Annotated in this window: 21 protein-coding genes; 11 read left to right on the top strand and 10 right to left on the bottom strand. The window is 65.3% G+C overall.

The window, feature by feature from the left end:
- Positions 1-257: 257 nt before the first annotated feature.
- Genes glf through LWC34_RS18860 form a run of 3 tightly spaced genes read left to right on the top strand, consistent with a single transcriptional unit; the run spans position 258 to position 2,875 of the window.
- A complete protein-coding gene (gene glf / locus LWC34_RS18870) occupies positions 258-1,448 on the top strand; it encodes a UDP-galactopyranose mutase (RefSeq protein WP_233726495.1) in 1,191 nt (396 codons plus the stop codon).
- Positions 1,441-1,980 (top strand): phosphatase PAP2 family protein, encoded by a 540-nt coding sequence (locus tag LWC34_RS18865; RefSeq protein ID WP_233726494.1) that lies wholly within the window; start codon positions 1,441-1,443, stop codon positions 1,978-1,980. The genes glf and LWC34_RS18865 overlap by 8 nt, the downstream gene beginning before the upstream one ends.
- Positions 1,952-2,875: a decaprenyl-phosphate phosphoribosyltransferase gene (locus tag LWC34_RS18860; protein ID WP_233726493.1), complete on the top strand. Its 924-nt coding sequence runs from the start codon at positions 1,952-1,954 to the stop codon at positions 2,873-2,875. The genes LWC34_RS18865 and LWC34_RS18860 overlap by 29 nt, the downstream gene beginning before the upstream one ends.
- A 43-nt stretch (positions 2,876-2,918) precedes the next feature.
- On the opposite strand, the gene dprE2 is transcribed toward LWC34_RS18860, so the two are convergent.
- A complete protein-coding gene (dprE2, locus tag LWC34_RS18855) occupies positions 2,919-3,677 on the bottom strand; it encodes a decaprenylphospho-beta-D-erythro-pentofuranosid-2-ulose 2-reductase (protein ID WP_233726492.1) in 759 nt (252 codons plus the stop codon).
- A 148-nt stretch (positions 3,678-3,825) separates the two neighbouring features.
- Between dprE2 and LWC34_RS18850 the strand changes: the two genes are divergently transcribed.
- Together LWC34_RS18850 and LWC34_RS18845 are read left to right on the top strand one after the other, a co-directional pair.
- A complete protein-coding gene (locus LWC34_RS18850; protein ID WP_372496549.1) occupies positions 3,826-4,263 on the top strand; it encodes a GtrA family protein in 438 nt (145 codons plus the stop codon).
- A 10-nt stretch (positions 4,264-4,273) separates the two neighbouring features.
- Positions 4,274-6,172 (top strand): glycosyltransferase, encoded by a 1,899-nt coding sequence (locus tag LWC34_RS18845; protein ID WP_233726491.1) that lies wholly within the window; start codon positions 4,274-4,276, stop codon positions 6,170-6,172.
- Between the two features lie 56 nt (positions 6,173-6,228).
- Here LWC34_RS18845 and LWC34_RS18840 read toward each other — a convergent pair whose 3' ends face one another.
- Both LWC34_RS18840 and LWC34_RS18835 read right to left on the bottom strand, forming a co-directional pair.
- Entirely contained in the window at positions 6,229-6,501 is a 273-nt protein-coding gene (locus LWC34_RS18840; protein WP_233726490.1) for a hypothetical protein, read from the bottom strand.
- A complete protein-coding gene (locus LWC34_RS18835; protein ID WP_233726489.1) occupies positions 6,498-7,415 on the bottom strand; it encodes a DMT family transporter in 918 nt (305 codons plus the stop codon). The genes LWC34_RS18840 and LWC34_RS18835 overlap by 4 nt, the downstream gene beginning before the upstream one ends.
- Before the next feature lie 679 nt (positions 7,416-8,094).
- Between LWC34_RS18835 and lanKC the strand changes: the two genes are divergently transcribed.
- Positions 8,095-10,683 (top strand): class III lanthionine synthetase LanKC, encoded by a 2,589-nt coding sequence (gene lanKC / locus LWC34_RS18830; protein WP_233726488.1) that lies wholly within the window; start codon positions 8,095-8,097, stop codon positions 10,681-10,683.
- Here lanKC and glfT1 read toward each other — a convergent pair.
- The 5 genes from glfT1 to LWC34_RS18805 form a co-directional block, all read right to left on the bottom strand.
- Positions 10,637-11,536 carry a galactofuranosyltransferase GlfT1 gene (gene glfT1 / locus LWC34_RS18825; protein ID WP_233726487.1) on the bottom strand — a complete coding sequence of 300 codons (900 nt, stop codon included), beginning with the start codon at positions 11,534-11,536 and terminating at the stop codon, positions 10,637-10,639. The genes lanKC and glfT1 overlap by 47 nt on opposite strands.
- On the bottom strand, positions 11,533-12,339 hold the full coding sequence (gene wzt, locus LWC34_RS18820) for a galactan export ABC transporter ATP-binding subunit Wzt/RfbE (RefSeq protein ID WP_233726486.1): 807 nt from the start codon (positions 12,337-12,339) through the stop codon (positions 11,533-11,535). The genes glfT1 and wzt overlap by 4 nt, the downstream gene beginning before the upstream one ends.
- A 17-nt stretch (positions 12,340-12,356) precedes the next feature.
- On the bottom strand, positions 12,357-13,247 hold the full coding sequence (gene wzm, locus LWC34_RS18815; RefSeq protein WP_233728744.1) for a galactan export ABC transporter permease subunit Wzm/RfbD: 891 nt from the start codon (positions 13,245-13,247) through the stop codon (positions 12,357-12,359).
- Positions 13,248-13,377: 130 nt separating this feature from the next.
- Positions 13,378-13,938 carry a D-alanyl-D-alanine carboxypeptidase family protein gene (locus tag LWC34_RS18810; protein ID WP_233726485.1) on the bottom strand — a complete coding sequence of 187 codons (561 nt, stop codon included), beginning with the start codon at positions 13,936-13,938 and terminating at the stop codon, positions 13,378-13,380.
- A 36-nt stretch (positions 13,939-13,974) separates the two neighbouring features.
- Positions 13,975-14,520 carry a bacterial proteasome activator family protein gene (locus LWC34_RS18805; protein WP_233726484.1) on the bottom strand — a complete coding sequence of 182 codons (546 nt, stop codon included), beginning with the start codon at positions 14,518-14,520 and terminating at the stop codon, positions 13,975-13,977.
- A 103-nt stretch (positions 14,521-14,623) separates the two neighbouring features.
- Between LWC34_RS18805 and LWC34_RS18800 the strand changes: the two genes are divergently transcribed.
- Positions 14,624-15,826, top strand: a complete 1,203-nt coding sequence (locus tag LWC34_RS18800; RefSeq protein WP_233726483.1) for a cysteine desulfurase-like protein — start codon at positions 14,624-14,626, stop codon at positions 15,824-15,826.
- Positions 15,827-15,894: 68 nt separating this feature from the next.
- Here the strand turns inward: LWC34_RS18800 and LWC34_RS18795 are convergent, their stop codons facing one another.
- Positions 15,895-16,872 (bottom strand): NAD(P)H-quinone oxidoreductase, encoded by a 978-nt coding sequence (locus tag LWC34_RS18795; protein WP_233726482.1) that lies wholly within the window; start codon positions 16,870-16,872, stop codon positions 15,895-15,897.
- A 43-nt stretch (positions 16,873-16,915) separates the two neighbouring features.
- On the opposite strand from LWC34_RS18795, the gene LWC34_RS18790 reads away from it, so the two are divergent.
- The 3 genes from LWC34_RS18790 to LWC34_RS18780 all read left to right on the top strand — a co-directional run bounded on the left by LWC34_RS18790 (position 16,916) and on the right by LWC34_RS18780 (position 20,820).
- Positions 16,916-17,551 carry a GNAT family N-acetyltransferase gene (locus LWC34_RS18790; RefSeq protein WP_233726481.1) on the top strand — a complete coding sequence of 212 codons (636 nt, stop codon included), beginning with the start codon at positions 16,916-16,918 and terminating at the stop codon, positions 17,549-17,551.
- Between the two features lie 68 nt (positions 17,552-17,619).
- Positions 17,620-19,155, top strand: a complete 1,536-nt coding sequence (locus LWC34_RS18785) for a M28 family metallopeptidase (RefSeq protein ID WP_233726480.1) — start codon at positions 17,620-17,622, stop codon at positions 19,153-19,155.
- 147 nt (positions 19,156-19,302) lie between these two features.
- Positions 19,303-20,820 carry a M28 family metallopeptidase gene (locus tag LWC34_RS18780; protein WP_233726479.1) on the top strand — a complete coding sequence of 506 codons (1,518 nt, stop codon included), beginning with the start codon at positions 19,303-19,305 and terminating at the stop codon, positions 20,818-20,820.
- Positions 20,821-21,015: 195 nt separating this feature from the next.
- Here LWC34_RS18780 and ypfJ read toward each other — a convergent pair whose 3' ends face one another.
- Positions 21,016-21,945 carry a KPN_02809 family neutral zinc metallopeptidase gene (gene ypfJ / locus LWC34_RS18775; protein ID WP_233726478.1) on the bottom strand — a complete coding sequence of 310 codons (930 nt, stop codon included), beginning with the start codon at positions 21,943-21,945 and terminating at the stop codon, positions 21,016-21,018.
- Between the two features lie 508 nt (positions 21,946-22,453).
- Here ypfJ and LWC34_RS18770 point away from each other — a divergent pair.
- Complete coding sequence (locus LWC34_RS18770; RefSeq protein ID WP_233726477.1) at positions 22,454-22,621, top strand: hypothetical protein; 168 nt, start codon at positions 22,454-22,456, stop codon at positions 22,619-22,621.
- The last annotated feature ends 125 nt before the right edge of the window (positions 22,622-22,746 follow it).

Here is a 22,746-nt window from a genome sequence, read left to right as displayed (position 1 = left end):
CTGTGGAACCGCTTCCCCAGCATGGACGTCTCTTTTGACGTGCCAGTGAGCACACCGGAGGGGCGGGGGCAACCGCTCCCGACGATCAGCCGACGCGATGGGCGGGGGAGCCCGCGCACCAGGTTGGCCGTCGGGAGCGCACCCTGGTTAACAAACCGCAAACGACACGCCTGTTGATAATGCTTGCGCAGGCGTTCTTCCTCCGTTAAAGGGGCTGGTCGAACGTGACCGCAGCCGAGTCGGTACCCTCAGCGCCCGTGAACTTCGATGGCTATGACCTGGTAATCGTCGGTGCCGGATTCTTCGGTCTCACCGTCGCGGAGCAGACCGCGACGAAGCTGAACAAGCGGGTTCTGGTGCTCGAGCGCCGGTCGCACATCGGGGGCAACGCCTACTCGGAAGCCGAACCGGAAACCGGGATCGAGGTGCACAAGTACGGCGCGCACCTGTTCCACACGTCCAACAAGCGGGTATGGGACTACGTCAACCAGTTCACCGAGTTCACTGACTACAAGCACCGGGTCTACACCAACCACCAGGGCCAGGTGTACCCGCTGCCGATGAACCTCGCGATGATCAACCAGTTCTTCGGCCGGGCGTTCACGCCGGACGAGGCCCGCCAACTGGTCGCCGAGCAGGCATCGGAGTTCGAGACCAAGAACGCGCAGAACCTCGAGGAGAAGGCGATCTCGCTGATCGGCCGCAAGCTCTACGAGGCGTTCATCAAGAACTACACCGCCAAGCAGTGGCAGACGGACCCGAAGGAGCTCTCGGAGAGCATCATCACCCGGCTCCCGGTCCGCTACAACTACGACAACCGGTACTTCAACGACACCTACGAGGGTCTGCCGAAAAACGGCTACACCGCGTGGCTGGAGAAGATGGCCGAGCACGAGAACATCGAGGTCCGGCTGAACGTCGACTACTTCGAGGTCCGTGACCAGATCCCGGCTGGCACGCCGACGATCTACACCGGCCCGGTCGACCGCTACTTCGACTACTCCGAGGGCCGCCTCGGCTGGCGCACGGTCGACCTCGAGCAGGAGGTCGTGTCCACCACGGGTGACTTCCAGGGCACCTCGGTGATGAACTACGCCGACGAGGACGTGCCGTTCACCCGGATCCTGGAGTTCCGCCACTTCCACCCGGAGCGCGACTACCCGGCCGACAAGACGGTCATCGTGCGGGAGTACTCGCGGTTCGCCAAGGAAGACGACGAGCCGTACTACCCGATCAACACGCCGGAAGACCGCGCCAAGCTGGAGCGCTACCGCGAGCTCATCAAGGGCGAAGCCAAGGAGCGCAACATCATCTTCGGCGGACGGCTCGGCACCTACAAGTACCTCGACATGCACATGGCGATCGGCTCCGCGCTGAGCACGTTCGACAACAAGGTCGCGCCGCACCTGACCACGGGCGCGCCGCTCGACGGGTCGTTCGATGCCTGATTCCAAGGAGATCGCGGTCCTCGCCTCGGTGCAGGACGCCATCGCGAAACCCGCGGTGATCAAGGTCGCCCGCGGCATGTCGCACTTCGGTGAGCACAGCCTCGGCTGGCTGGCGATCGGCGCGGTCGGCGCCGCCGTCGACCGTGAGCGCCGCAAGGACTGGCTCGTGGCCGCTGGCGCCGTGTTCGCGGCACACGCTGCGTCTGTCGTGGTCAAGCGTGTGGTCAAGCGCACGAGGCCGGACCATGAGACTGTGCAGGTGCACGTCGGCACGCCGTCGAAGCTGAGCTTCCCGTCGGCACACGCGACGTCGACAACGGCCGCGGCCGTTGTTTATGGAGCGCTTACCGGCAAGCGGCTATCACCGATGTTGGTTCCGCCGATGCTCCTGTCGAGGATGGTGCTCGGCGTGCACTACCCCAGTGACGTGGTGGCCGGTTCCGTTCTCGGTGCCGCCATCGGTGGGATAGCGCGCCGCAAGCTGAAGGGTCGGAAGGGACGTCATGGGCAACACAGTGGACGAAGCAACTGAAGCCACCCAGGTGCCCAAGGCATCCACCAACGTGGTCGCCGGTCTGATCAGGACCGCGCGGCCACGTCAGTGGATCAAGAACATCCTGGTGCTGGCCGCGCCGTTCACCGCGTCGCGGCTGACCGACACCGCGGTCCTTGCTGACGCCGGGATCGCGTTCGTCGCCTTCTGCCTCGCCGCGTCGGCCGTGTACTTCGTCAACGACACGTTGGACGTCGAAGCGGACCGCGCGCACCCGACCAAGCGCAACCGGCCGATCGCGGCCGGAATCGTGCCAACCCAGCTCGCCTGGGTCATCGCGGTTGTGCTGTTCCTCGGCGCGCTCGGCATCTCGTTCGTGGCCAGCTGGGAGCTGGCCGTGGTGATCGGCGTCTACGAGATCGTCCAGCTCGCGTACTGCTTCGGTCTCAAGCACCAGACCGTGATCGACCTGTGCATCGTGGCCTCCGGCTTCCTGATGCGTGCGATCGCCGGTGGTGCGGCCGCCGGTATCCCGCTGTCGCCATGGTTCCTGCTGGTGACCGCGTTCGGCTCGTTGTTCATGGTGTCCGGCAAGCGGTATGCCGAGATCACTCTTTTTGAGAAGACCGGCGCGAAGATCAGGGCCTCGCTGGCCAAGTATTCGTCCAGCTACCTGCGGTTCGTCTGGGCAACGTCAGCGGCCGTGGTGATCATGACCTACGGCCTGTGGGCGTTCGAGATCCGCCAGGACCACCACAACTCGGTCTGGTCCTCGGTCTCGATGATCCCGTTCGTCATCGCTGTGCTGCGCTACGCCGTGGACGTTGACGGTGGTACCGCCGGAGCACCCGAGGACATCGCGCTGAAGGATCGCGTCCTGCAGATCCTCGGTATCACGTGGGTCGCTTCGCTGGCGCTGGCCGTCTACCTCTGAGCCTTCATGCTGGGGTGCCCGCTCGGACACCCCAGCATTCTGGCTAGAACGGCAGCTTGCGGAAGATCGGCCGCGGCACGTGCCGCAGGATCGACATCACGCCACGCATCGCCGCAGGCGCCCATACCTGCTCACGACGGTTGCGCACGGCGCTGACCACGGTGTCGGCGACCTGGTCGGCCGTCTGGGACAGCGGAGCCGCTTTCAGGCCCTCGGTCATCTTCGTGCGCACGAAGCCCGGGCGGACGACCGTGACGGTCACGCCGTGCGGCTTGAGGGCGTACGTCAGGCCCGTGTAGAACGCGTCGAAACCGGCTTTGGTCGAGCCGTACACGAAGTTCGACCTACGGGCCCGCTCACCGGCCGCGGATGACAACGCGACGATCGAGCCGTGGCCCTGCTTGCGCAGGCGCTCGGCGAGCGGCACGCCGATGGTCAACGCGGCGACGTAGTTGATTTCCGCCAGCTCGCGCGCGACGTCGACGTTCGTCCACGCCTCTTCCTGGTCACCGAGCACACCGAACGCGACGATGGTCACATCGATGTCGCCGTCCGCAAACGCTTTCTCGATCACCTCGGTGTGGGTGTCGGGCATACGCGCGTCGAACGCCAACGTGGAGACCGTCGCGCCCGCCTCACGCAACCGAGCTGCGGCCGCGTCGAGACGGTCGGACAAGCGGCCCGCGAGCATGACCCGCAATGCTGGTCGCTGACGTGCGTAGCGCTCGGCGACCGCGAGGCCGATCTCGGAGGTGCCGCCGAGCAACAACAGGGACTGTGGGCTGCCAACCGCGTCGATCACGTGAGCCTCATCCTTTACGGGCATATCGGAGACAAAGAGTCCGGTCAGGGGCGACGTCGGCGCGCACCTTTCGCCGCGTCGCTCCACCCGGCTGAGCGTACCGACGGCCGACTTTTAGACTGCTTGGGGCGCCGAGCAGTGAGGAATCATGGTGACGACATTGGACGCTGCGGACGCTGGCTCCTCTCCCACCGGTTCGCAGAGTGTGGGTTTGCTGACCCAGATCTTTCGGTTCGTCGTGGTCGGAGTGCTGGCCGCGGGCGTGGATTACGGCAGCTACCAGGCATTGGTCGCGGTGGGTACGTGGGTGCACGCGGCGAAGGCGATAAGCTTCATCCTCGGTACCACCACCGCCTACCTGATCAACCGGCGTTGGACGTTCAACGCCTCGGGCGGTGCCGCGCCGGTAGCGAAGTTCATGCTGCTCTACACCACGACGTTCTTTGTGAACGTTGGTGTGAACGCGCTGATGCTGCACCTACTCGGCGACTTCCGGTGGCACCTCACCGTGGCGTGGGTGATCGCCCAGGGCACGGCAACCTTGATCAACTTCGTGATGTTGCGGACCGTGGTGTTCCGCGACTGAGAGAGGCGCGATGCCCGGCAAAACCGCCCCGGCCCGGACCAGCACCCGCACACCGCGGAGCAACGGCCGCGCCCCGCAGAAGCCCGCAAGCCTTGTCGCACAGCGCGCCCTGTTCACCGGCCCATCCCCGCTGGTCAGCGAAGACCTCTACGCGCAAGTAACGGCCGGAACAGCCCGGCGAACCCGCGACGGCATCTCGGTCGAACCCTCATCGGCCGTGTCGATGAACACGTACTTCGGCCGTTTCCCCGCAAGCTACTGGCAGCGCTGGACGGTCGTGCGCGAAGTAAGCGTCGAACTGGTCGCCACCGGCACCGGCCGCGTGACGGTCCAGGCGTCGGACTTCGAAGGCGTACCCCGGACCATCACCTCGTCAGTTGTGTCAACTGACGGCCCCGTCACGCTGTCCGCGAAGCTCGACCGCTTCATCGACGGCGGAGCGTTGTGGCTCGACATCGAAACCGGCGTGGGCGAGACGCTCGCTGTGTCACAGGTGCGTTGGACCGTCGCCCCGCCCGACACGCTCCGGCCAACGGCAGTGGTGATCTGCACGTGCAACCGTGCCGACGACTGCCTGAACACCCTCGAAGCTCTGGCAGCGGACCCTGACGCGCTGGCGGTCGTAGACACGATCTACGTGGCAGACCAAGGCACGGACACCGTGGACTCCCGCCCGAAGTTCGCGTCGGTCGCGAAGAAACTGGGCAAGAAGCTCGCGTACATCCAGCAGCCCAACCTCGGCGGAGCAGCGGGCTTCACCCGCGGATTGTTTGAAGCCGCGAAGGAATCCGACCACGCGAACGTCCTGTTCATGGACGACGACGTGTTGCTCGAGCCAGACATCGCAATCCGCCTGACAGCATTCGCCAACCGTACGACACACCCGGTGATAGTCGGCGGCCAAATGCTGAACCTGTTGCACCCCAACAACTTGCACGTAGGAGCGGAATACGCGGACCTGGAAGGCCTAGCGGCCGGAAGGGTCTCGGCGGGGGCACTGTCCAACGCGGACCTACTCGGTGTCGATGCGGAAACCGGCAAGCCAAACCGCCAGGAAAGAAGGGTCGAAGCAGGCTACAACGGCTGGTGGTCCTGCCTGATCCCAACGGAGATAGTGAAAGCGGTCGGCTACCCCCTGCCGGTGTTCTTCCAATGGGACGACGCGGAATACGGCTACCGAGCGAAGGCAGCGGGCTTCGCAACGGTAACCCTGCCAGGCGCGGGAGTCTGGCACGCGGACTTCAACTGGAAAGACTGGGACGACTGGCACAGGTACTTCAACCTGCGCAACTCGATGATCACGGCAGCCCTGCACAGCCCGTTCAACACAAAGCGAGTGGCAAGGGTGATCGCCGCCCAGCTGACCCGCTACCTGCTCTCGATGCAGTACGGCCTGGCAGCAACGATGCTGAAAGCAGTCGAAGACTTCCTCGTGGGCCCGTCGATCCTGCACGACGGCGGCGCGGCGGTGGTGGCCGAGATCCGAGCCCTGCGCGCCCAGTACCCGGACACATTCAGGCACAGCCCGGCAGACGTACCAGAACTGCAGAACGGTGAACTGCCCCTGATCCCGGCAGGCCCATCCCCCAAGAACAAGCCAGTCCGACTGCTGCAGCAAATCACGAACCAACTGCTAGGCAAGCACTCGGTGGATCGTGGAGCGGTCAGCCTGGAAGACGCAACGTGGTGGCACGTCTCGCGTTTCGCGAACGTAGCCGTGACAGACGCATCGCAAGAAGGCGTGCGCCTGCGCAAATACGACCGCGACCAAATGATGAAGCTGGCCAAGCGAACAGCAACGATCCTGAAGCGCTTCATGGCCGAAGGAAACGCGGTCCAGCAGCAATACAAGCAAGCGATGCCGGAGCTGACCAGCCGCGAAAACTGGGCCCGTCTCTACCAGCTCTGAATTCCTCGTGAGTGGTTAGGCGGGTTCTAACACGGCTAACCACTCACGAGGGTTTTTCAGCCTCGGAACCCGCGGCCGCTCTTGGCCGCGCTGCCATAGACCTGGGACAAGGGCGGCAGCTCGTCGAAATGCGCGGTGGCGACGTGCGCGAAGTTGACGGTCACCCGGGAGCCGTCCTCAAGCTCAGGAGCGTCCACCCCACCCGAGTTCATCAAGGTCTGCAGCCGACCAGCCAGATCCTTCGCAGCCGCCACGGACAGGGCGTACACCAGAGGCTCCCCGCCGCTGACGAGGTGCAGCACGAGGGCGTTCTTCTTGGGCTCGGTCATGATTCCACTCCAGCACCGCGGCGCGGCCCCGGCAACGCGGGTTCACCCTGAGCAGATCCGCTCTCGGCGGAATAGTTCACGACCAGCGCGACCCCGAGCAGCAAGCCGCCAAGAGCACCAACCAACCTCAGTGACTCGTCGAAGAACAACACCGACAAGACAGTCGCGGTCAGGGGTTCAAGCACAGCCGAGAGTGCCGCGGCCACCGCACTCGCCCCACGCAAAGCCCGCAAATACAAGCCATAAGCCAGGGCGGTAGGCACCAAAGCCAGGAACAACACTGTCATCAAAACATCGGCCCGCCAAGGCAAAGCCATTCCCAGCGACAAGCCGAAGGGCAGCAACACGACTCCGCCGACCAACAGACCCAACGAGATCGTCGGACCGGCGGCGAGCACCGGAACCCGGTTGATCACGGTAAAAGCCGCGAATCCCGAAGCCGCCACGAGGCACAACAAGATCCCTGACGCCGTCTGCCAAGTGTCCCGGGTGGACGGCATCCCGGCCAGCAGCGCCAGTCCAGCCAACGCCAACCCAATGCACACCATCGTCCTGGCACTCGGTAGCCGCCGGGATCGAACTGCTCCGATCACCGCGATGATCACCGGCGAGCTGCCGATCGTGACCAATGTGGCGAGACTGACCGAAGTCATAGCCACACCACCGAAGTAACTGGCCTGGAAGATCGCCAACAACACACCGACGCTCAGCAGCCTTCGGATCACCACTCTGGTGAACCGGATTCGTCGGATCTGTGTGGGCAAAAATGCCGTCGCGACAACGCCTCCGATGAGCAAGCGGTACGCGGCGACGGCGAGGGGGTGCAGGCCGGTGAGGTTGTGCAGCAACGCGCCGCTCAAGCCGCCGGTTCCCCACAGGACACCGGCAAAGATCAGAAACACCTTTGTGGACAAGGTAAAACGCTCCAACGCAGAAGGAACAGATGCTGTTCGTCTGCGGGGCGATCAGGCATGTTTCACCGCGCGCGGAATCCATCCGCGCGTGATTCAGCTCGGCCCCGCTAGCTCGTGTTTCGACTGCCCGGGTCGCGATAGCCGGGCCGGATACGGCCCCTGACGCCACCGCGGCAACGCCCAAAGACAACCAGTATTCGCGGCGTCGCCGCGGCGACGCCAGGAACCGCCCCGCTGTATCCCCTATTCCGGCCTCCGGCCGGGGCAGGCTCTCATCGACCGGGACAGTCGAAACACGACCTAAGCGGCGGGTGGCGGGGTGATCGGGAACATGCGATGCACGTCAAGGACACTAATGCCGGTGTCAAGCTTCATTAGGGTGAACCTCTCATCAGGCGACACACTCTCGGTAGATCCGCTACTCTAGGTAACCAGTGATAGTCCGTGATGGACTGTGCGGCAATGCTGCATACGGCGGAGCGGGGCGCGGCGATCGGGTGTTTTCCGTCATTTTTTGACGGAACGCTCTCGGATACTCGGCGGTAACCAATGCGGGCAGTCGTCTAATTGGCAGTGTGAACCCTCGAACGGCGGATCGACCTCTCGTTGGTTTCGTGCGGAAATTATTTCCTACTCGGGCGCGAATGGCGGAATGGGATTTGGGGAGGCGCTTGCCGGCATGGATCTGCGTTATGAGGCGTTCTGTTTCGCGGATCGTTACTTCTACGACGCCGATGGTTACGGAATCGAGACGCTGGAAAGCTGGGTCAGTTCACTTTCCGGTTGCGCGTCCGGCTGGCGCCGATTCGATCGAGGCGATTGGCACGTCTGTCTGCATGACGGCGTCAACCTGCCGATGCAGGGGTGGAAGGTGCACGTGTCCGCGACCGGCGCGGATGCCGCGAGAGTGCTCGAAGTGGTCCGTCCGTACTGTGTCGCCGCCCGGCTGCCGTTCAAATTCCTGCGCTCGCCCCGAATTTACGCAAATCGTAACGCGAAGTACGCTGATCGGTCCGTCAGTGGAAAATTGATCACGATTTACCCGACCGGCGAGCACGATCTGAAAAGCGTTCTCGAAGACCTGAACGGCCAACTGGACGGCGTCCGAGGACCGCATATCCCTGGCGACTTGCGCTATGCCGACGGTCCGCTTTACGTGCGCTATGGCGGATTTGTCGAACGTATGATCACCAATTCAAGGGGTGCGCTGATACCGGCCATCGAGCGGCCGGACGGTGAAGTTGTACCTGAGCCAGTTGGCCTGCCTGGTTGGCTCGAATTGCCCGAATTTCTCAAGCCGCACGTCAACGCACAGCAACCAGGCGAGGTCGGCCGGTACCAGGTGTTGAAGGTCCTGCAGCAGACCAACGCGGGCGGCGTGTACCTCGCGAGCCGCCGATCCGACGGCCGCCAGTACGTACTCAAGGAAGCACGTCCGCACACCGGCCTCGACCCGGACGGCACCGATGCGGTGACCAGGCTCGACCGTGAAGCCAGGACACTGATCCGGCTCGCAGGCGTGCCCGGTACCCCAGATCTGCAAGGCCGGATCTCGGTGTCAGGCAACGAAGTCCTGCTGATCAGCCCGATGCCCGGCGTGCCGCTCAGCCGCTGGCTCGCCCGCAACTACCCGCTGACACAACGGGATCTGACCAAGACCGACCTCAACCGATACGTCGAACGAGTGCTCGTGCTACTGGCCAGAGTGGAACGGGTCCTCGCCGGCATCCATCGCCGCGGCCTGGTGTACGGCGATCTCAACGACCGCAACATCATCGTCGACGACGACGATTCAGTGTCCCTTGTGGACTTCGAGCTGTCCTTCGCCGCGGTGGACCGGCGCAGGCCAAGCGGCGGCACACCAGGATTCCGCGCGCCCGCCGACCGCAGCGGATACGAAGTCGACCGTTACGCCTTCGCGGTGTTGCGGTTGTGGATGTTCCTGCCGATGACGATGGCGCTCGACCTCGAACCGGACAAGCTCGCCGACTTCGTCCGCCAGGTTCGCAAGCGGTTCGACCTGCCGCTGGGCTACCTCGAAGAAGTCCTCGCCGAGCTGCGCCCGCGATCGGCACGCTCAGCCCGCAGGCGCACCCCGTTGGACCAGCCCGACATCAACTGGACGTCGGTCCGCAGGTCCATTGCCGACGGTGTGCTCGCCAGCGCGACACCACACCGCACGGATCGCCTTTTCCCCGGCGATATCCAGCAATTCGCCAACGGCGGCACCGGGTTCGGTTACGGCGCAGCAGGTGTGCTGCACGTGTTGGACGTCAGTGGCTTCGGCCGGTTCCCAGCACACGAGAAGTGGCTCATCGACGCCGTACGCAAGCAACCCCCTGCGACAGCAGGGTTCTGGGACGGCGCGCACGGCGCCATCCACGTACTGGACAACTTCGGCTACCACGACGACGCCGACCGGCTGATCGAGAAGGTCGAACCACAACTGGCGTCCATCACGTGCCACAGCTTGCGCGCGGGACTGGCCGGGGTCGGGCTCAACCTGCTGCATCTCGCGACCAGCAGGCAGGACGCCGGGCACCTGTGGCACGCGATCGAGATCGGCGGCAAGCTCACCGCGATGCTGGAGAACGCGGCCCTGCCGAAACGCGGGCGCGCCGGCCTGATGCACGGCTGGTCCGGCCCGGCGCTGCTGTTCCTGCGGCTCTTCGAACGCACCAGGGACCGCGGCTGGCTCGACCACGCTGACCTGGCAATACGTCGCGACCTGATGGAATGCGCACGGACACCGGACGGCTCATTGCAGGTTCGCGACCGGCAGAACACGTTGCCATACCTGGAGGTCGGCAGCGCGGGCATCGCGATCGCGATGGAGGAACTGCTGACCGCGTGGCCTGGCGCGTCCGTGGCCAGTGAGCTACCGAAGTTGCGGCGCGCGCTGCTGGCCGAGTTCGTGATCCAGCCAGGGCTGATGCTCGGCCGTGCGGGCCTGATCGGCGCGCTGGCCGCCGGTTTGCGGCGCGATCCGGACCCACACGCCTCACGGGCCCTTGATCAGCATCTGGAGTGGCTGGCGCTGCACGCGGTGCCGTACCAGGGTCATGTGGCATTCCCTGGTACGCACCTGTTCCGGCTGTCGATGGACGTCGCAACCGGCAGCGCCGGGGTGCTGCTCGCGCTCGCGTCCGCTTTGGACGGAGTGCAGCTGTTGCCTTTTCTGAGTGACAACACCGCACTCGCCGTGTTCGGCCTGGAAAGCGTCAGTAGCGGAAGAAGTGTTCGCGTTGGCCCTGGCGGACGAGCTTGAGCCACTGCAGGAACGCCTTGGGGTCCTTGCGCACGGTCAGGAAGTACAGGCCGAACCGCAGGACCTCAAGGGCGCCGATCTTGCGCATTCCCGGGCGGGACAAGATGTATCCACGGTTGCGGTACGTGTAGTACCGCTTGATCTCGTTGTCCGGGTCCTGCGCGTGGAACCGGCCGCCGAGCATCGGCTTGAACTCGTCCGACCCGTCCGGGTGCAGGTACGACACGCGCAACGACGTGCCGAACGGCAAACCGGAACGCACCAGCCTGCGGTGCACCTCGACCTCGTCGCCACGCACGAACAAGCGGTAGTCCGGCACGCCAATGACGTCCAAAGTGGACGCACGGAACAAGGCGCCGTTGAACAGCGAAGCGATGCCTGGCAGGAAATCCGTGCCAAGCTCGGAGGTGTGCCGCTTCCAGGTCAGGCCGCGGCGCAGCGGGAACGCCAGCGTGTCCGGGGTGTTGATGTTCGTGACCATCGGCGAGATCTCCGCGAGCCCACGCCGTTTGGCCTCGCTCAGCAGGACCTCGAGCACGTTCTCGTCCGCGGGCCTGCCGTCGTCGTCAGCCAGCCACACCCACTCGGCGCCCATCGCGAGCGCGTGCAGGATGCCCAGCGCGAAACCACCGGCGCCACCGAGGTTGCGGTGCGACGCGAGATAGGTCGACGGCACCGCGGCCGCGTTGACCAGGTCTTCGACCGGCTGGTCCGGCCCGTTGTCGACCACGATCAGGTGGTCCGGCGGGCGCGTCTGCGCACCGAGGATCTTCAGCGAGTCGACGAGCAGTTCACGCCGGTGCCGCGTGACGACGACAGCGACAACGGAGTCCGGCCCCAGAGCTTTCGTCATCGTGAATCGCCACCAGCGGTCACACCGAGCCGCTCGAGCATCTCCGGGCTCATGTACTCGTATGGATCTCGGCCCTTGTAGGCCGTCAGCACCTCACGCAGGCTGCCTTGCATCTTCATCCGGCCGCCGTCCATCCAGATCGCCGACGTGCACAGCTCCATCAGCAGATCGTCCGAGTGCGACGCGAACACCAGCAGACCGGAGCGCTTCACCAGGTCGGTCAGCCGTTCGCGGGCCTTGTCCATGAACGCCGCGTCCACCGCGCCGATGCCCTCGTCCAGGATCAGGATCTCCGGGTCGATCGAGGTCACGATGCCAAGCGCGAGCCGCACGCGCATACCGGTCGAGTACGCCCGCAGCGGCATCTGCAGGAAGTCGCCCAGCTCGCTGAACTCCGCGATGTCGTCGATCTTCGACTCCATCTGCTTGCGGCTCATGCCGAGGAACAGTCCGCGGATCATGATGTTCTCGATCCCGGAGATCTCCGGGTCCATCCCGACGCCGAGGTCGAAGACCGGTGCGATCTTGCCGACGATCTTCGACCCACCGGTGACCGGCTCGTAGATCCCGGAAAGCAACCGCAGCAGCGTGGACTTGCCCGCGCCGTTGTGGCCGACGAGCGCGACGCGGTCGCCGTCCTTGAGCGAGAGGTTGATGTCCTTGAGGGCCTCGATCACCGGGATCCGGCTGTCGGACGCGATCGTGCCGCCGACCTTGCCGAGTACGGCCTTCTTCAGCGAACGGGTTTTCGCGTCGAAGATCGGGAAGTCGACCGAGGCGTTCCAGACGTCGATGCTGACCATGTGCTGTCCTGCCTCACTCAGACCCAGTAGGGGACGCGTGCGCGGTAGTTGCGCATCGCCACCAGTGCCAACAACCAACCGATGATCGTGATCCCGCCGACCACTGCCCAGTGGTGCCAGCTCTGCGTGTTGCCGATCAGTGGCGCGCGCATGATCTGGAGGAAGTGGTAGATGGGGTTGAGCTCGGCGATCAGCACGCGCCAGTCACCGCCGCCGAAGCGCGACAGCAGGTCCGGCGTCCACACGATCGGCGTGCCGAAGAACGCCAGGTTGATCAGCGCGCCGATGACCTGCGGGATGTCGCGGTAGCGGGTGGAGATGACACCGAACAGCAGCGCCACCCACACGCCGTTGATCGCGAGCACGAAGAACGCGGGGATGGCCATCAGGACCGACCAGTCAAGGCCGGGCTGCGGCTGGCCTGGCGTGCTGATGATGTAGCCAGGCGTGGTCAGGTCCCCGAAGAAGATCGCCAGCACGATCACGTAGACCAGCAGGTTGTGCGCCATCATCAAGGTCAGGCGCCACACCGTGCGCAGCGCGTACACCGACAGCGGCGCGGGCAGGTGCTTGATCAGGCCTTCGTTGGCGATGAAGGTCTCGGTGCCTTCGGTCACGCAGCCGAGAATGAACTGCCAGACGATGAAACCGACCGTCAGATACGGCAGGAACGTCCCGATCGGCGCGCCGAGCAGCTGCGAGTACAGCAGACCGAGACCGGTCGCGGTGACCGCCATGCTCAGCGTGATCCACAGCGGGCCGATCACCGAGCGGCGATAGCGCTGCTTGATGTCCTGCCAGCCGAGATGGCCCCACAGGTCGCGTTGGCGGAAGCCGTTGCGGATGTCCTCCCACGCCCGGCCGAAGGTCCGGCTGGGGTTGTCGAGAGGAGTTTCTGCCGCCGTCATCGGACGGTCGATCGTGCTCGTCGCATGCACGGTTCCCGAGAGTACCGGCGGCCATTCACCCCTTCGGTGACCGGTCGGTCACTGGGCTCACCCACACCTGTGCTGCGCATGAAAAGGCATGGTAAGTGCGCTAGGCATGCGGCAGCATCGTCGGGCATCCATTGCGGTAATTCGGGTCGTATTCGAAATGCCACGGCTCGTTCTCATAACGCCTGCACCAGCCGTACGAACCCGCGGTGCGTTCGAGCCAGCTCGCCGCCGACAAGGGCTGGACGTCGATCGCCGTGCCCAGTTCGTGCATCGAACGACCGGCAGGAAGGACGTGTTTGCTGGCTTCCTCGACGCTGCCGTAGCGCCGGACGTAGTCCTCGAATTGGGCCTGTTGCTGGCGGCTGCTGCGTTTGCCGTCGTTGAGGCACAGCGTGACGTTCTGTTCGCGCGCCTCGGCCTTGATCTTCTCGAATTCGGCGACCACGTCGTCGCGCAGCCCGGTGGGTTGTTCGTCCATATAGCGTCGGTCGGCGGGGCACGGCGGACCTTTGTCCGGCCCGATGACGCCCCTGATATCGAATGTGGCCTGGCCGCTGACCGTGTCGTAGCCGATCACCTTGAAGCTCCACAGCCCGAAAAGTGACCCAGCGAACACCACGACGACCCCAGCGACCAGGACGGCTCTGATCGTTCCCGGCACGTTTGGTGGACGCCTAGCGTGCCCGGAAAGTTGCCTTTAGAGGTATTGCCCACGTGTCGCGTCGTGCGGCTGCTGCTCACCCAAGCCGGGCGGCAACGCGCCGCGGCGCATCTGCTCCAGCTGCACCCGTGCGGACATCTGCTGCGCGAACAACGCGGTCTGGATGCCCGCGAAAAGGCCCTCCAGCCAGCCGACAAGCTGCGCCTGCGCGATCCGCAGCTCCGCGTCCGACGGCACGCTCTCCTCGGTGAACGGCAGCGTGAGCCGGTTCAGCTCGTCCCGCAGCTCCGGCGCGAGGCCCTCCTCGAGTTCCTTGATCGAGGAAGCGTGGATCTCCTTGAGCCTCGTGCGGCTGGCCTCGTCGAGCGGAGCGGCCCTGACCTCCTCGAGCAGCTGCTTGATCATGGTCCCGATCCGCATCACCTTGGCTGGCTGCTCGACCATGTCGCCGATGGTCTCGGCGTGGTTGTCGCCTGCCTCCGAGCCGTCCGGAATGCGCGCGGCGCCAAGTGGAGACCCGTCCGGGCCCACCACGACCACGTGGTGTGCGTCGTCCTTGCCGTTCTGTTCTGGCTGGCTCATCTGTCCCATCCTGACCCGCTCATGGAAGCTGTCGTGTCCCCCGAAAGACCACATACCCGAGGGTAGCGGTCGCGACACTTGGACCGGTCCGTACGGTGTGACCATGGCGTTCGACGTCGCTCGGATCCGTGGGCTGTTCCCCGCGTTGGGTGACGGCTGGATTCATCTGGACGCATCGGCCGGTATGCAGGTGCCAGAGCAGGTCGCCATGGCAGTGGCCACGGCGATGCGCGCACCCGTGTCCGGACCAGGTGGCGCCTTCCCGGCGTCACAACGAGCCGAGGCCATCGCCGACGCAGCCCGCCGGGCGGTCGCCGACCTCGTCGGGGGTGACCCCGCTGGAGTGGTTCTTGGCCCGAACGTACCCGTGTTGCTGCAACGGCTGGCCGAGGCGATGGGCAGCGGCTGGCTGATCGGTGACGAGCTCGCGGTGTCGAGACTGGACCACCAGGCCAACATCGCACCATGGCTGCGCGCGGCCCAACGGCCAGGCGCGGCGATCAGATGGGGCGAAATCGACATAGAGACCTGCGAGCTGCCAGCGTGGCAGTACGAAAGCCTGATGTCCCGCCGAACGAAGGTCGTCGCGGTGACGGCGGCCTCCGGAGCGGTCGGCACAAGAACAGACGTCCGCAAGATCGCCGACATTGCCCACAGCGTCGGAGCGTTGATGGTGGTCGACGCCTCAGCGGCGGCCCCGTACATGCCAATCGACATGAAGGCCATGGGCGCGGACATCGTCGCCGTATCGGCCTCAGCCTGGGGCGGCCCCGCGGTCGGTGCGCTGGTGTTCGCCGACCCGGATCTGCTCGACCGGCTGCCGACCAGCGCTTTGGACCCAGGCACGCGTGGCCCCGACCGGCTGGAGCTCGGGGCGCACGCGTATCCGCTGCTGGCTGGGCTGGTCGCCTCGGTGGACTACCTGGCGATGCTGGACGACGCGGCGACTGGGACGCGCCGTGAACGGCTGTTGACCTCGATGTCCTCGGCGAAGTCATACCTGGCTGGGCTGCTGGCGAAGCTGATCTCGGAGCTGCGGGCGATCCGCAACGTGATGGTGATCGGCGACGCGATGCGAAAAATCCCGGTCCTGGCATTCACCATCGGCGACATGAAGGCCGCCGACGCGATCGTGGCTCTGGCGGACCGGGGGATCTGTGTATTCGCCGACGACGTGCCCAGCGGTGTCTTCACCGCGCTGGGCGTGAGCGAAGTCGGCGGCGCGGTCCGGGTCGGGCTGGCCCACTACACAACGTCGAGCGAGGTCGACCAATTGGTCGACGCGGTCGCTGACCTACGCCACTGAAAACCCCTCGTGAGTGGTTAGCCGAGTTCTAACTCAGCTAACCACTCACGAGGGTGACCGGGCTGGAACTAAGCCTTGAGGATGATCTTGCCGAAGACCTCGCCACCGCTTTCCAGCGCCGCGTGAGCCCCAGCGGCGTCCTGCATTGGCCGCACCTCATGCACGATCGGCTTCACCTTGCCCGACGCGATCAGCGGCCACAGTCCTTCCCGGACACCAGCCACGACCTCAGCCTTGCTGCCCCGGCCACTCACCGGACGGCCACGAAGTCCAAGCGAGGCCACAGTTCCGCGCTTCGGCAGCAGTTTCGAGAAGTCCAGCTCGGCCTTCCGTCCACCTTGGAATCCGATCACCATCAACCTGCCGTCGCTGGCAAGCGCCTTGATGTTCCTGTCCAAATAGGATGCGCCCATGTTGTCGAGGATCACGTCGGCGCCGCGTTTTCCCAGTACCTCAACGAAATCCTGGGTCTTGTAGTTGATCGTGATGTCCGCGCCAAGCGAAGCGCAACGAGCCAACCGGTCGTCAGACCCGGCAGTCACCGCCACAGTCGCGCCAAGCGCCTTGCCGACCTGGATCCCATGTGTGCCGATGCCGCCGGCGCCGCCGTGGATGAGCAGGATCTCGCCCGACTGCAGCCCCGCGTGCTGAACGATGTTCGACCACACCGTGCACGCCACCTCCGGCAATGATGCCGCCGTGACCAGGTCGACGCCGTCAGGCAGTGGGAGGACCTGCCCCGCCGGGACCGCGACCAGTTGTCCGTAGCCGCCGCCTGCGAGCAGTGCGCAGACTTCGTCGCCGACCTTCCAGTCCGTCACGCCTTCGCCCAATGCCGCGATCGTGCCGGAGCATTCGAGTCCGATGATGTTCGGCGCGCCCGGTGGTGGCGGGTAGAAGCCTTGGCGCTGCAGCAGGTCCGCGCGGTTCACCGCGCTCGCCGCGACCTCGATCAGCACCTCGCCCGGCCCTGCCTTGGGGTCTGGCACCTCGGTCCATTCCAGTACGTCAGGTCCACCCGGCTCGCGGGCCACGATTGCATACACATCACCACGGTAAACCTCTCGCGTGGGTGAATACGCTCGGGGGATGGATCCTTGGCCGCTGCGAAACCTCGTTATCCGCACTCCACGCCTCGAACTGCGGCCGGACGACGACGCGGGCCTGTTCGAGCTCGTCGAAGTCGCCAACGCCGGGGTGCACGCGCCGGACAAGATGCCGTTCACGGTCCCGTGGACCGATCGGCCGCCCATCGAGTGGGTCAAGTTCTACTGGCTGCAGCGGGCTTCGTTCACGCCCGACGACTGGAGCTTGAACTTTCTGACCAGAGTGGACGGCCGGGTCATCGGCATGCAGGGCGCGGCCGCCACGGATTTCGCTGTCACACGTGAGATGCACACGGGTTCCTGGCTCGGCCAGGCGCATCAGGGCAATGGGTACGGCACCGAAATGCGTGCCGCCATTCTGATGTTCGCGTTCGACTATCTCGGTGCTGAGCGTATGGCTTCCGGCGCGCACAGTGACAATGTCGCTTCGCAGAACGTAAGCCGGAAACTCGGTTACCGTCCCGATGGCGTGGAAAGACGATCTGTCAAGGGAAAAATGGTTTTCAACGAGCGACTGGCGGTCACCCCTGAGCAGTTCGTCCGTCCGGAATGGTCAATCGAGGTCGATGGGCTGGACGGCTGCCGGAGCTTGCTCGTTTCGGAGCCTTCGCACCACTAAAGAATGGCCATATTCGCATCTGACACTTGACCTCCAGTCCTGTGCGGGGAGAGGGTGACGAACCACCCATGCAGGAAGGGATGTCCATGCCCGTCAAGGCAACGAAACGGTTAGTGACGGTCATCGCCGCGGCGACCGTCGGGCTTTCGCTCGCCACTGTGCCGGCCACCGCCGCTCCACAGGGTGACGCGCTGGCCAAGAAAGTTTCACGCAACGTCACTGTGGACGGTGTGTACCGCCATCTGATCGCGTTCCAGCGCCTTGCCGACCGCAACGGCCGCACACGCGTCGCGAGCAGCCCTGGCCACAAGCAGTCGGCTGACTACATCGCGGGCAAGCTGCGTGCCGCGGGCTACGACGTGTCGTTGCACGAGTTCCCGTTCATCTACTTCGTGCCACAGGTCGAGACGCTGACCGCCGACGGCCGCTCAGTGCCGACGCACATGATGACCTACAGCAAGTCGACTCCGGCCGCTGGTCTCACCGCGCCGCTCGTTCCGGTTCCGGTTGACGCCACTCCTGGCTGTGAAGCCTCCGACTACGCAGGGCTCAACGTCACCGGCAAGATCGCGCTGATCAAGCGTGGCGCCTGCCCCTTCGCGCAGAAGCAGCAGGTTGCCGGAGCCGCAGGCGCGATCGCCGCGGTCATCTACAACAACGTCCCAGACCCGCTTCCGTTCGCGGGCACCCTGAGCGACCCTGCGAACGCCGTGATTCCGACCGTCGGCATCACGCTGGCTGACGGCGAGGCCCTGGCCGCGACCCCGCCCGCGTCGGTGACTCTCAACGCGCAGGCGACCTCGGAAGCGCGAACCAGCTTCAACGTCATCGCCCAGACCAAGACCGGGCGCAAGGACAACGTCGTGATGGCCGGTGCGCACCTGGACAGCGTCGAGGCTGGCCCTGGCATCAACGACAACGGCAGCGGTTCGGCCGTGTTGCTGGAAACCGCGTTGCAGCTTGGTGGAAAGCCCAAGGTGAACAACGCGATCCGGTTTGGCTGGTGGAGTGCCGAGGAGTTCGGTCTCGTCGGTTCCACGCAGTACGTGCGCTCGCTGTCGTTCGAGCAGCAGCTGGACATCGCGCTGTACTTGAACTTCGACATGGTCGGTTCGCCCAACGCCGGGCATTTCATCTACGACGGTGACAACTCCGACAACGTCGGCGCGGGCCCCGGCCCCACCGGCTCGGGTCCGATCGAGGCTGCGCTGCAGGCCCGGTTCGCCGCTGGTGGCGTGCCGACCGAAGGCAAGGACTTCGACGGCCGTTCGGACTACGGCGAGTTCATCGCGCAGGGCATCCCGGCCGGTGGCACGTTCACCGGCGCCGAGGTGATCAAGACTGCCGCGCAGGCCGCGAAGTGGGGCGGCCAGGCCGGGGTGGCCTTTGACAAGTGCTACCACCAAGCCTGCGACAATCTGTTCAACATCAACCGTTCGGCGCTGGCCAAAGAAGCCACCGCGATCTCGTACGTGATCGCCGCGTACGGCATCAGCACCGAAGATGTGAACGGCGTGCCGCCACGTCCGAAGCGGGCTCAGGCCCGCGCCGCTGCCAAGACCTTCTCGGTTTCGGCAACGAACGATCACGACGCGGCGAGCTAGCCGAGTCGGCACAACCGGAATGGGGCGCCCAGCCGAGGCGCCCCATTTCGCTGCCCGCGTCTGAAAGATGCCGACATTCGCAGGTAACTCTTGACTCCGGCATTCGGTCCGGAGACGTTGACTGCCCATCAGCAGGAGGGAATGTTCATGTCCGTCAAGGCAACGACTCGGTTCACGACGGTACTCGCCGTCGCGGCCGTCGGTTGCGCGCTCGCTACGGTGCCGGCAACCGCCGCGCCGCAAGGTGAATCGCTGGCCGAGAAGATCTCACGCAGTGTCACTGTGGACGGTGTGTACCGCCATCTGATCGCCTTCCAGCGCCTCGCTGACCGCAACGGTGGTAACAGAGCCGCGGGCACTGCTGGCCACGCGCAGTCGGCGAACTACATCGCGGACAAGCTGAAGGCGGTCGGATACGACGTCACGCTGCACAACTTCTCGTTCACCAGCTTCGAAATCGAGAACCAGACGCTGACCGCGGACGGCCGCTCGATCCCGACGCAGATGATGACCTACAGCAAGTCGACCCCGGTCGGCGGCGTGACCGCACCGCTCGTTCCGGTTCCGGTCGACGCCACTCCTGGTTGTGAAGCGACCGACTACGCTGGCGTGAACGTCACCGGCAAGGTCGCGCTGATCAAGCGCGGCGCCTGTTCCTTCGCACAGAAGCAGCAGGTCGCCGCAGACGCGGGCGCGATCGCAGCCGTCGTCTACAACAACGTCCCGGGCGGGCTGCTTGGCACGGTGGGTGACCCGGCGGCCGCTCGGATCCCAACCGTCGGCATCGCGCAGGCCGACGGCGAGGCCCTGGCCGCGACGCCGCCCGCCTCGGTGACTGTCGACGTGCGCGGCGAGGAGCAAACGCGCCAGACGTTCAACGTGCTCGCGGAGACCAAGACCGGGCGCAAGGACAACGTCGTGATGGCCGGTGCGCATCTCGATGGAGTCGAAGAGGGCCCCGGCATCAACGACAACGGCAGCGGCTCGGCCGTCCTGCTGGAAACCGCGCTGAAGCTCGGCGGCTCGCCGAAGGTCAACAACGCGATCCGCTTCGGCTGGTGGAGTGCGGAAGAGCTCGGCCTGATCGGCTCGACGGAGTACGTGCGGTCGCTGTCGTTCGAGCAGCAGTTGGACATCGCGCTGTACCTGAACTTCGACATGGTCGGCTCGCCGAACGCCGCGCACTTCCTCTACGACGGTGACGACTCCGACCAGGAAGGCGCCGGTCCGGGCCCGCTTGGGTCCGGACCGATCGAGGAAGCACTCAAGGCCAGGTTCGACGCGGCGGGCGTGCCAACGGAGGGTACGGACTTCAGCGGCCGCTCGGACTACGGCGAGTTCATCGCCCAGGGCATCCCGGCCGGTGGCACGTTCACCGGCGCCGAAGGCATCATGACCGCCGAGCAGGCGGCCAAGTGGGGCGGCCAGGCTGGCGTGGCGTACGACAAGTGCTACCACTCCGCCTGCGACAACCTGTTCAACATCAACCGCAAGGCCCTGGGTACGCAGGCCACCGCGATCTCCTACGTGGTCACCGCGTACGGCCACAGCACGGAGGATGTGAACGGCGTACCTCCGCGTTCGGAGCGCGCTGAGGCCCGGACCATGGCCAAGGCCCGTGGCCTGTCGGCCACCGCGCCGCACGGTCACGGCGTGGCGAGCTAAGCCAGCCGGTACCTTGTTGACGGGGCGTTCCATGCTTGGGGCGCCCCGTCAAGCATTGTCAACCCATTCGTGTAGATCTGTCAGGGTTGGAACTGGACGGCCGCCGTGTTCGTTGCCGAATTCTGAAGGCACGCGGGGGCAGCGGTCAGCTCAGGTTGCCGGTGCGGGCGGTAACAGCGAGACCGCGGGCCACCGTCAGCCCAGGTTGCTGGCGCGGAACGTGTCACACTGCGTGGGATTGCCCGACTGAATGCCCGTGGTGAACCACTTCTCCCGCTGCTGGGACGTGCCGTGGGTGAACTGGCTTTCGTCAACCCGGCCGCCGCCCAGCTCACGCTGGATGAAGTCGTCGCCGATCCGGCCTGCCGCGTCCAGCGCGCGCCGGATGTCGTCGTCGCTGATGGACCTGATCAGCGGCTGGCCTCCGTTGCGGCTCGGGGTGGTCGTGGCGTGGTTCGCCCAGACGCCCGCGTAGCAGTCGGCCTGCAGCTCGAGCCGTACCGCATCGGACGTGGGCCCGCGCCTGGTCCGTACCCGATCGGATGTGCCCAGCAGGTTCTGCACGTGGTGGCCATATTCGTGGGCCAGGACGTAGGCCTCGACGAACGTGCCGCCCTGCGCGCCGAACTGCGACTGCAGCTGGTCGAAGAACGCCAGGTCGATGTACACCTCGGAGTCGGCGGGGCAGTAGAACGGCCCGACGTCCGCGGTCGCGCTGCCGCAGCCGGTGCGCACGCTGCCCTTGAAGAAGTTGGTCGGCGCCTGCTGGTACGTCTGGCCTGAGCGGGCGAACTGGTCGCGCCAGTAGCCCTGGACCGAGTTGATCACCGCGACCAGTGCGCAGTCGTGGTTGGTGTTGGCGTCCCGGCCGGTCTGGCACTGCTCGGAGATGCGAGCGTTGTCGACCCGCTGGCCGTTGGGGACGTCGCCGAGTCCGGTCGCGGAATTGCCGCCGTCCAGCCCGGCGACCCCGCCGAACTGGGACATCACGAAGTAGATGATCAGGCCGACGATGCCGAGCCCGCCGCCGCCGAGCAGAACGCGGCCGCCAGTACCGCCGCCGCCGGATGACCGCAGGTCCTCGACTTGAGAGGTGTCCAAACCCGCGTCGTCGTTGAATTCCACGTCGCCTCCGTGGGTGGGTGGAAGCCAACGATACAAAGGCCGGGTGCGGCGTGCTCTGACCGCCGCACCCGGATCGGATGGACTTGTCTGGTCGCAACCGCCCTCGCCCGACTGGCGCGGAGTCCAGAGCGGGACTCAACGCGTCGACGCGCGATGCACAGTTCGATCAGGCTGGACCCGCCGCTCACAATCGCGACCGCGCCGATGTTTCTCAGCTCAGCCGCGGGGATGCGGCAGGGAGCGCGCGACCATTCGCCTTAAGCGCATTGCCACGGCACCACCTGCCTTTCACGTTCGGAGTAACGACTGCCTTCGAGCATGCACCTTTGTGTCCCGTGTCACAAGGGACCTGAATTGGTGAAGATGCGGTAACTGTCCGAACAGGACGTTTTATCCCGCCGACTGGCAGAATTTCCGGTGTCGGCGACAGCGTTGGCAAGATCATTCAGCAGTGGCGGCACGAGAGAACCGGCTCTGGACCTCGCACCGACGACAGTGACTGTCCGCATTGCTCGAACGCGGCATCGACGACACCTTGGCGGCCAACGGACTCGCGGGCTGGGAGTTCGAAGTGCTTGCGTCCTTGCGCCGCAACGGATCCCCGTACGTCCTAGCGGTAGGCCGCCTGCAGGCACCCATGATGATCAGCTCAGGAACGATGACGCACCGCCTGTAGTAAGAGATAACCCGTGAGTTCGGAGGTTCCTCGTCGGGAACGCAAGGGTCCACTCCGCCCAGGACCAGGGCGGTCTCACTCCTTTGGGTGACAGCCTGCCGTTTTGACTCAACTTCAGCTTTCGT

This window comes from Kibdelosporangium philippinense, assembly GCF_021390435.2.
Classification (GTDB): domain Bacteria; phylum Actinomycetota; class Actinomycetes; order Mycobacteriales; family Pseudonocardiaceae; genus Kibdelosporangium; species Kibdelosporangium philippinense.
This window is presented reverse-complemented; position numbering and strand designations above follow the sequence as displayed.

Coding starts and splice junctions, on each gene's coding strand:
- LWC34_RS18865 (WP_233726494.1), top strand. CDS start 1,441: ATGCCTGATTCCAAGGAGATCGCGGTCCTCGCCTCGGTGCAGGACGCC.
- LWC34_RS18860 (WP_233726493.1), top strand. CDS start 1,952: ATGGGCAACACAGTGGACGAAGCAACTGAAGCCACCCAGGTGCCCAAG.
- LWC34_RS18850 (WP_372496549.1), top strand. CDS start 3,826: ATGGTGACGACATTGGACGCTGCGGACGCTGGCTCCTCTCCCACCGGT.
- LWC34_RS18845 (WP_233726491.1), top strand. CDS start 4,274: ATGCCCGGCAAAACCGCCCCGGCCCGGACCAGCACCCGCACACCGCGG.
- LWC34_RS18840 (WP_233726490.1), bottom strand. CDS start 6,501: ATGACCGAGCCCAAGAAGAACGCCCTCGTGCTGCACCTCGTCAGCGGC.
- lanKC (WP_233726488.1), top strand. CDS start 8,095: ATGGATCTGCGTTATGAGGCGTTCTGTTTCGCGGATCGTTACTTCTAC.
- glfT1 (WP_233726487.1), bottom strand. CDS start 11,536: ATGACGAAAGCTCTGGGGCCGGACTCCGTTGTCGCTGTCGTCGTCACG.
- wzt (WP_233726486.1), bottom strand. CDS start 12,339: ATGGTCAGCATCGACGTCTGGAACGCCTCGGTCGACTTCCCGATCTTC.
- wzm (WP_233728744.1), bottom strand. CDS start 13,247: ATGACGGCGGCAGAAACTCCTCTCGACAACCCCAGCCGGACCTTCGGC.
- LWC34_RS18805 (WP_233726484.1), bottom strand. CDS start 14,520: ATGAGCCAGCCAGAACAGAACGGCAAGGACGACGCACACCACGTGGTC.
- LWC34_RS18800 (WP_233726483.1), top strand. CDS start 14,624: ATGGCGTTCGACGTCGCTCGGATCCGTGGGCTGTTCCCCGCGTTGGGT.
- LWC34_RS18790 (WP_233726481.1), top strand. CDS start 16,916: ATGGATCCTTGGCCGCTGCGAAACCTCGTTATCCGCACTCCACGCCTC.
- LWC34_RS18785 (WP_233726480.1), top strand. CDS start 17,620: ATGCAGGAAGGGATGTCCATGCCCGTCAAGGCAACGAAACGGTTAGTG.
- LWC34_RS18780 (WP_233726479.1), top strand. CDS start 19,303: ATGTCCGTCAAGGCAACGACTCGGTTCACGACGGTACTCGCCGTCGCG.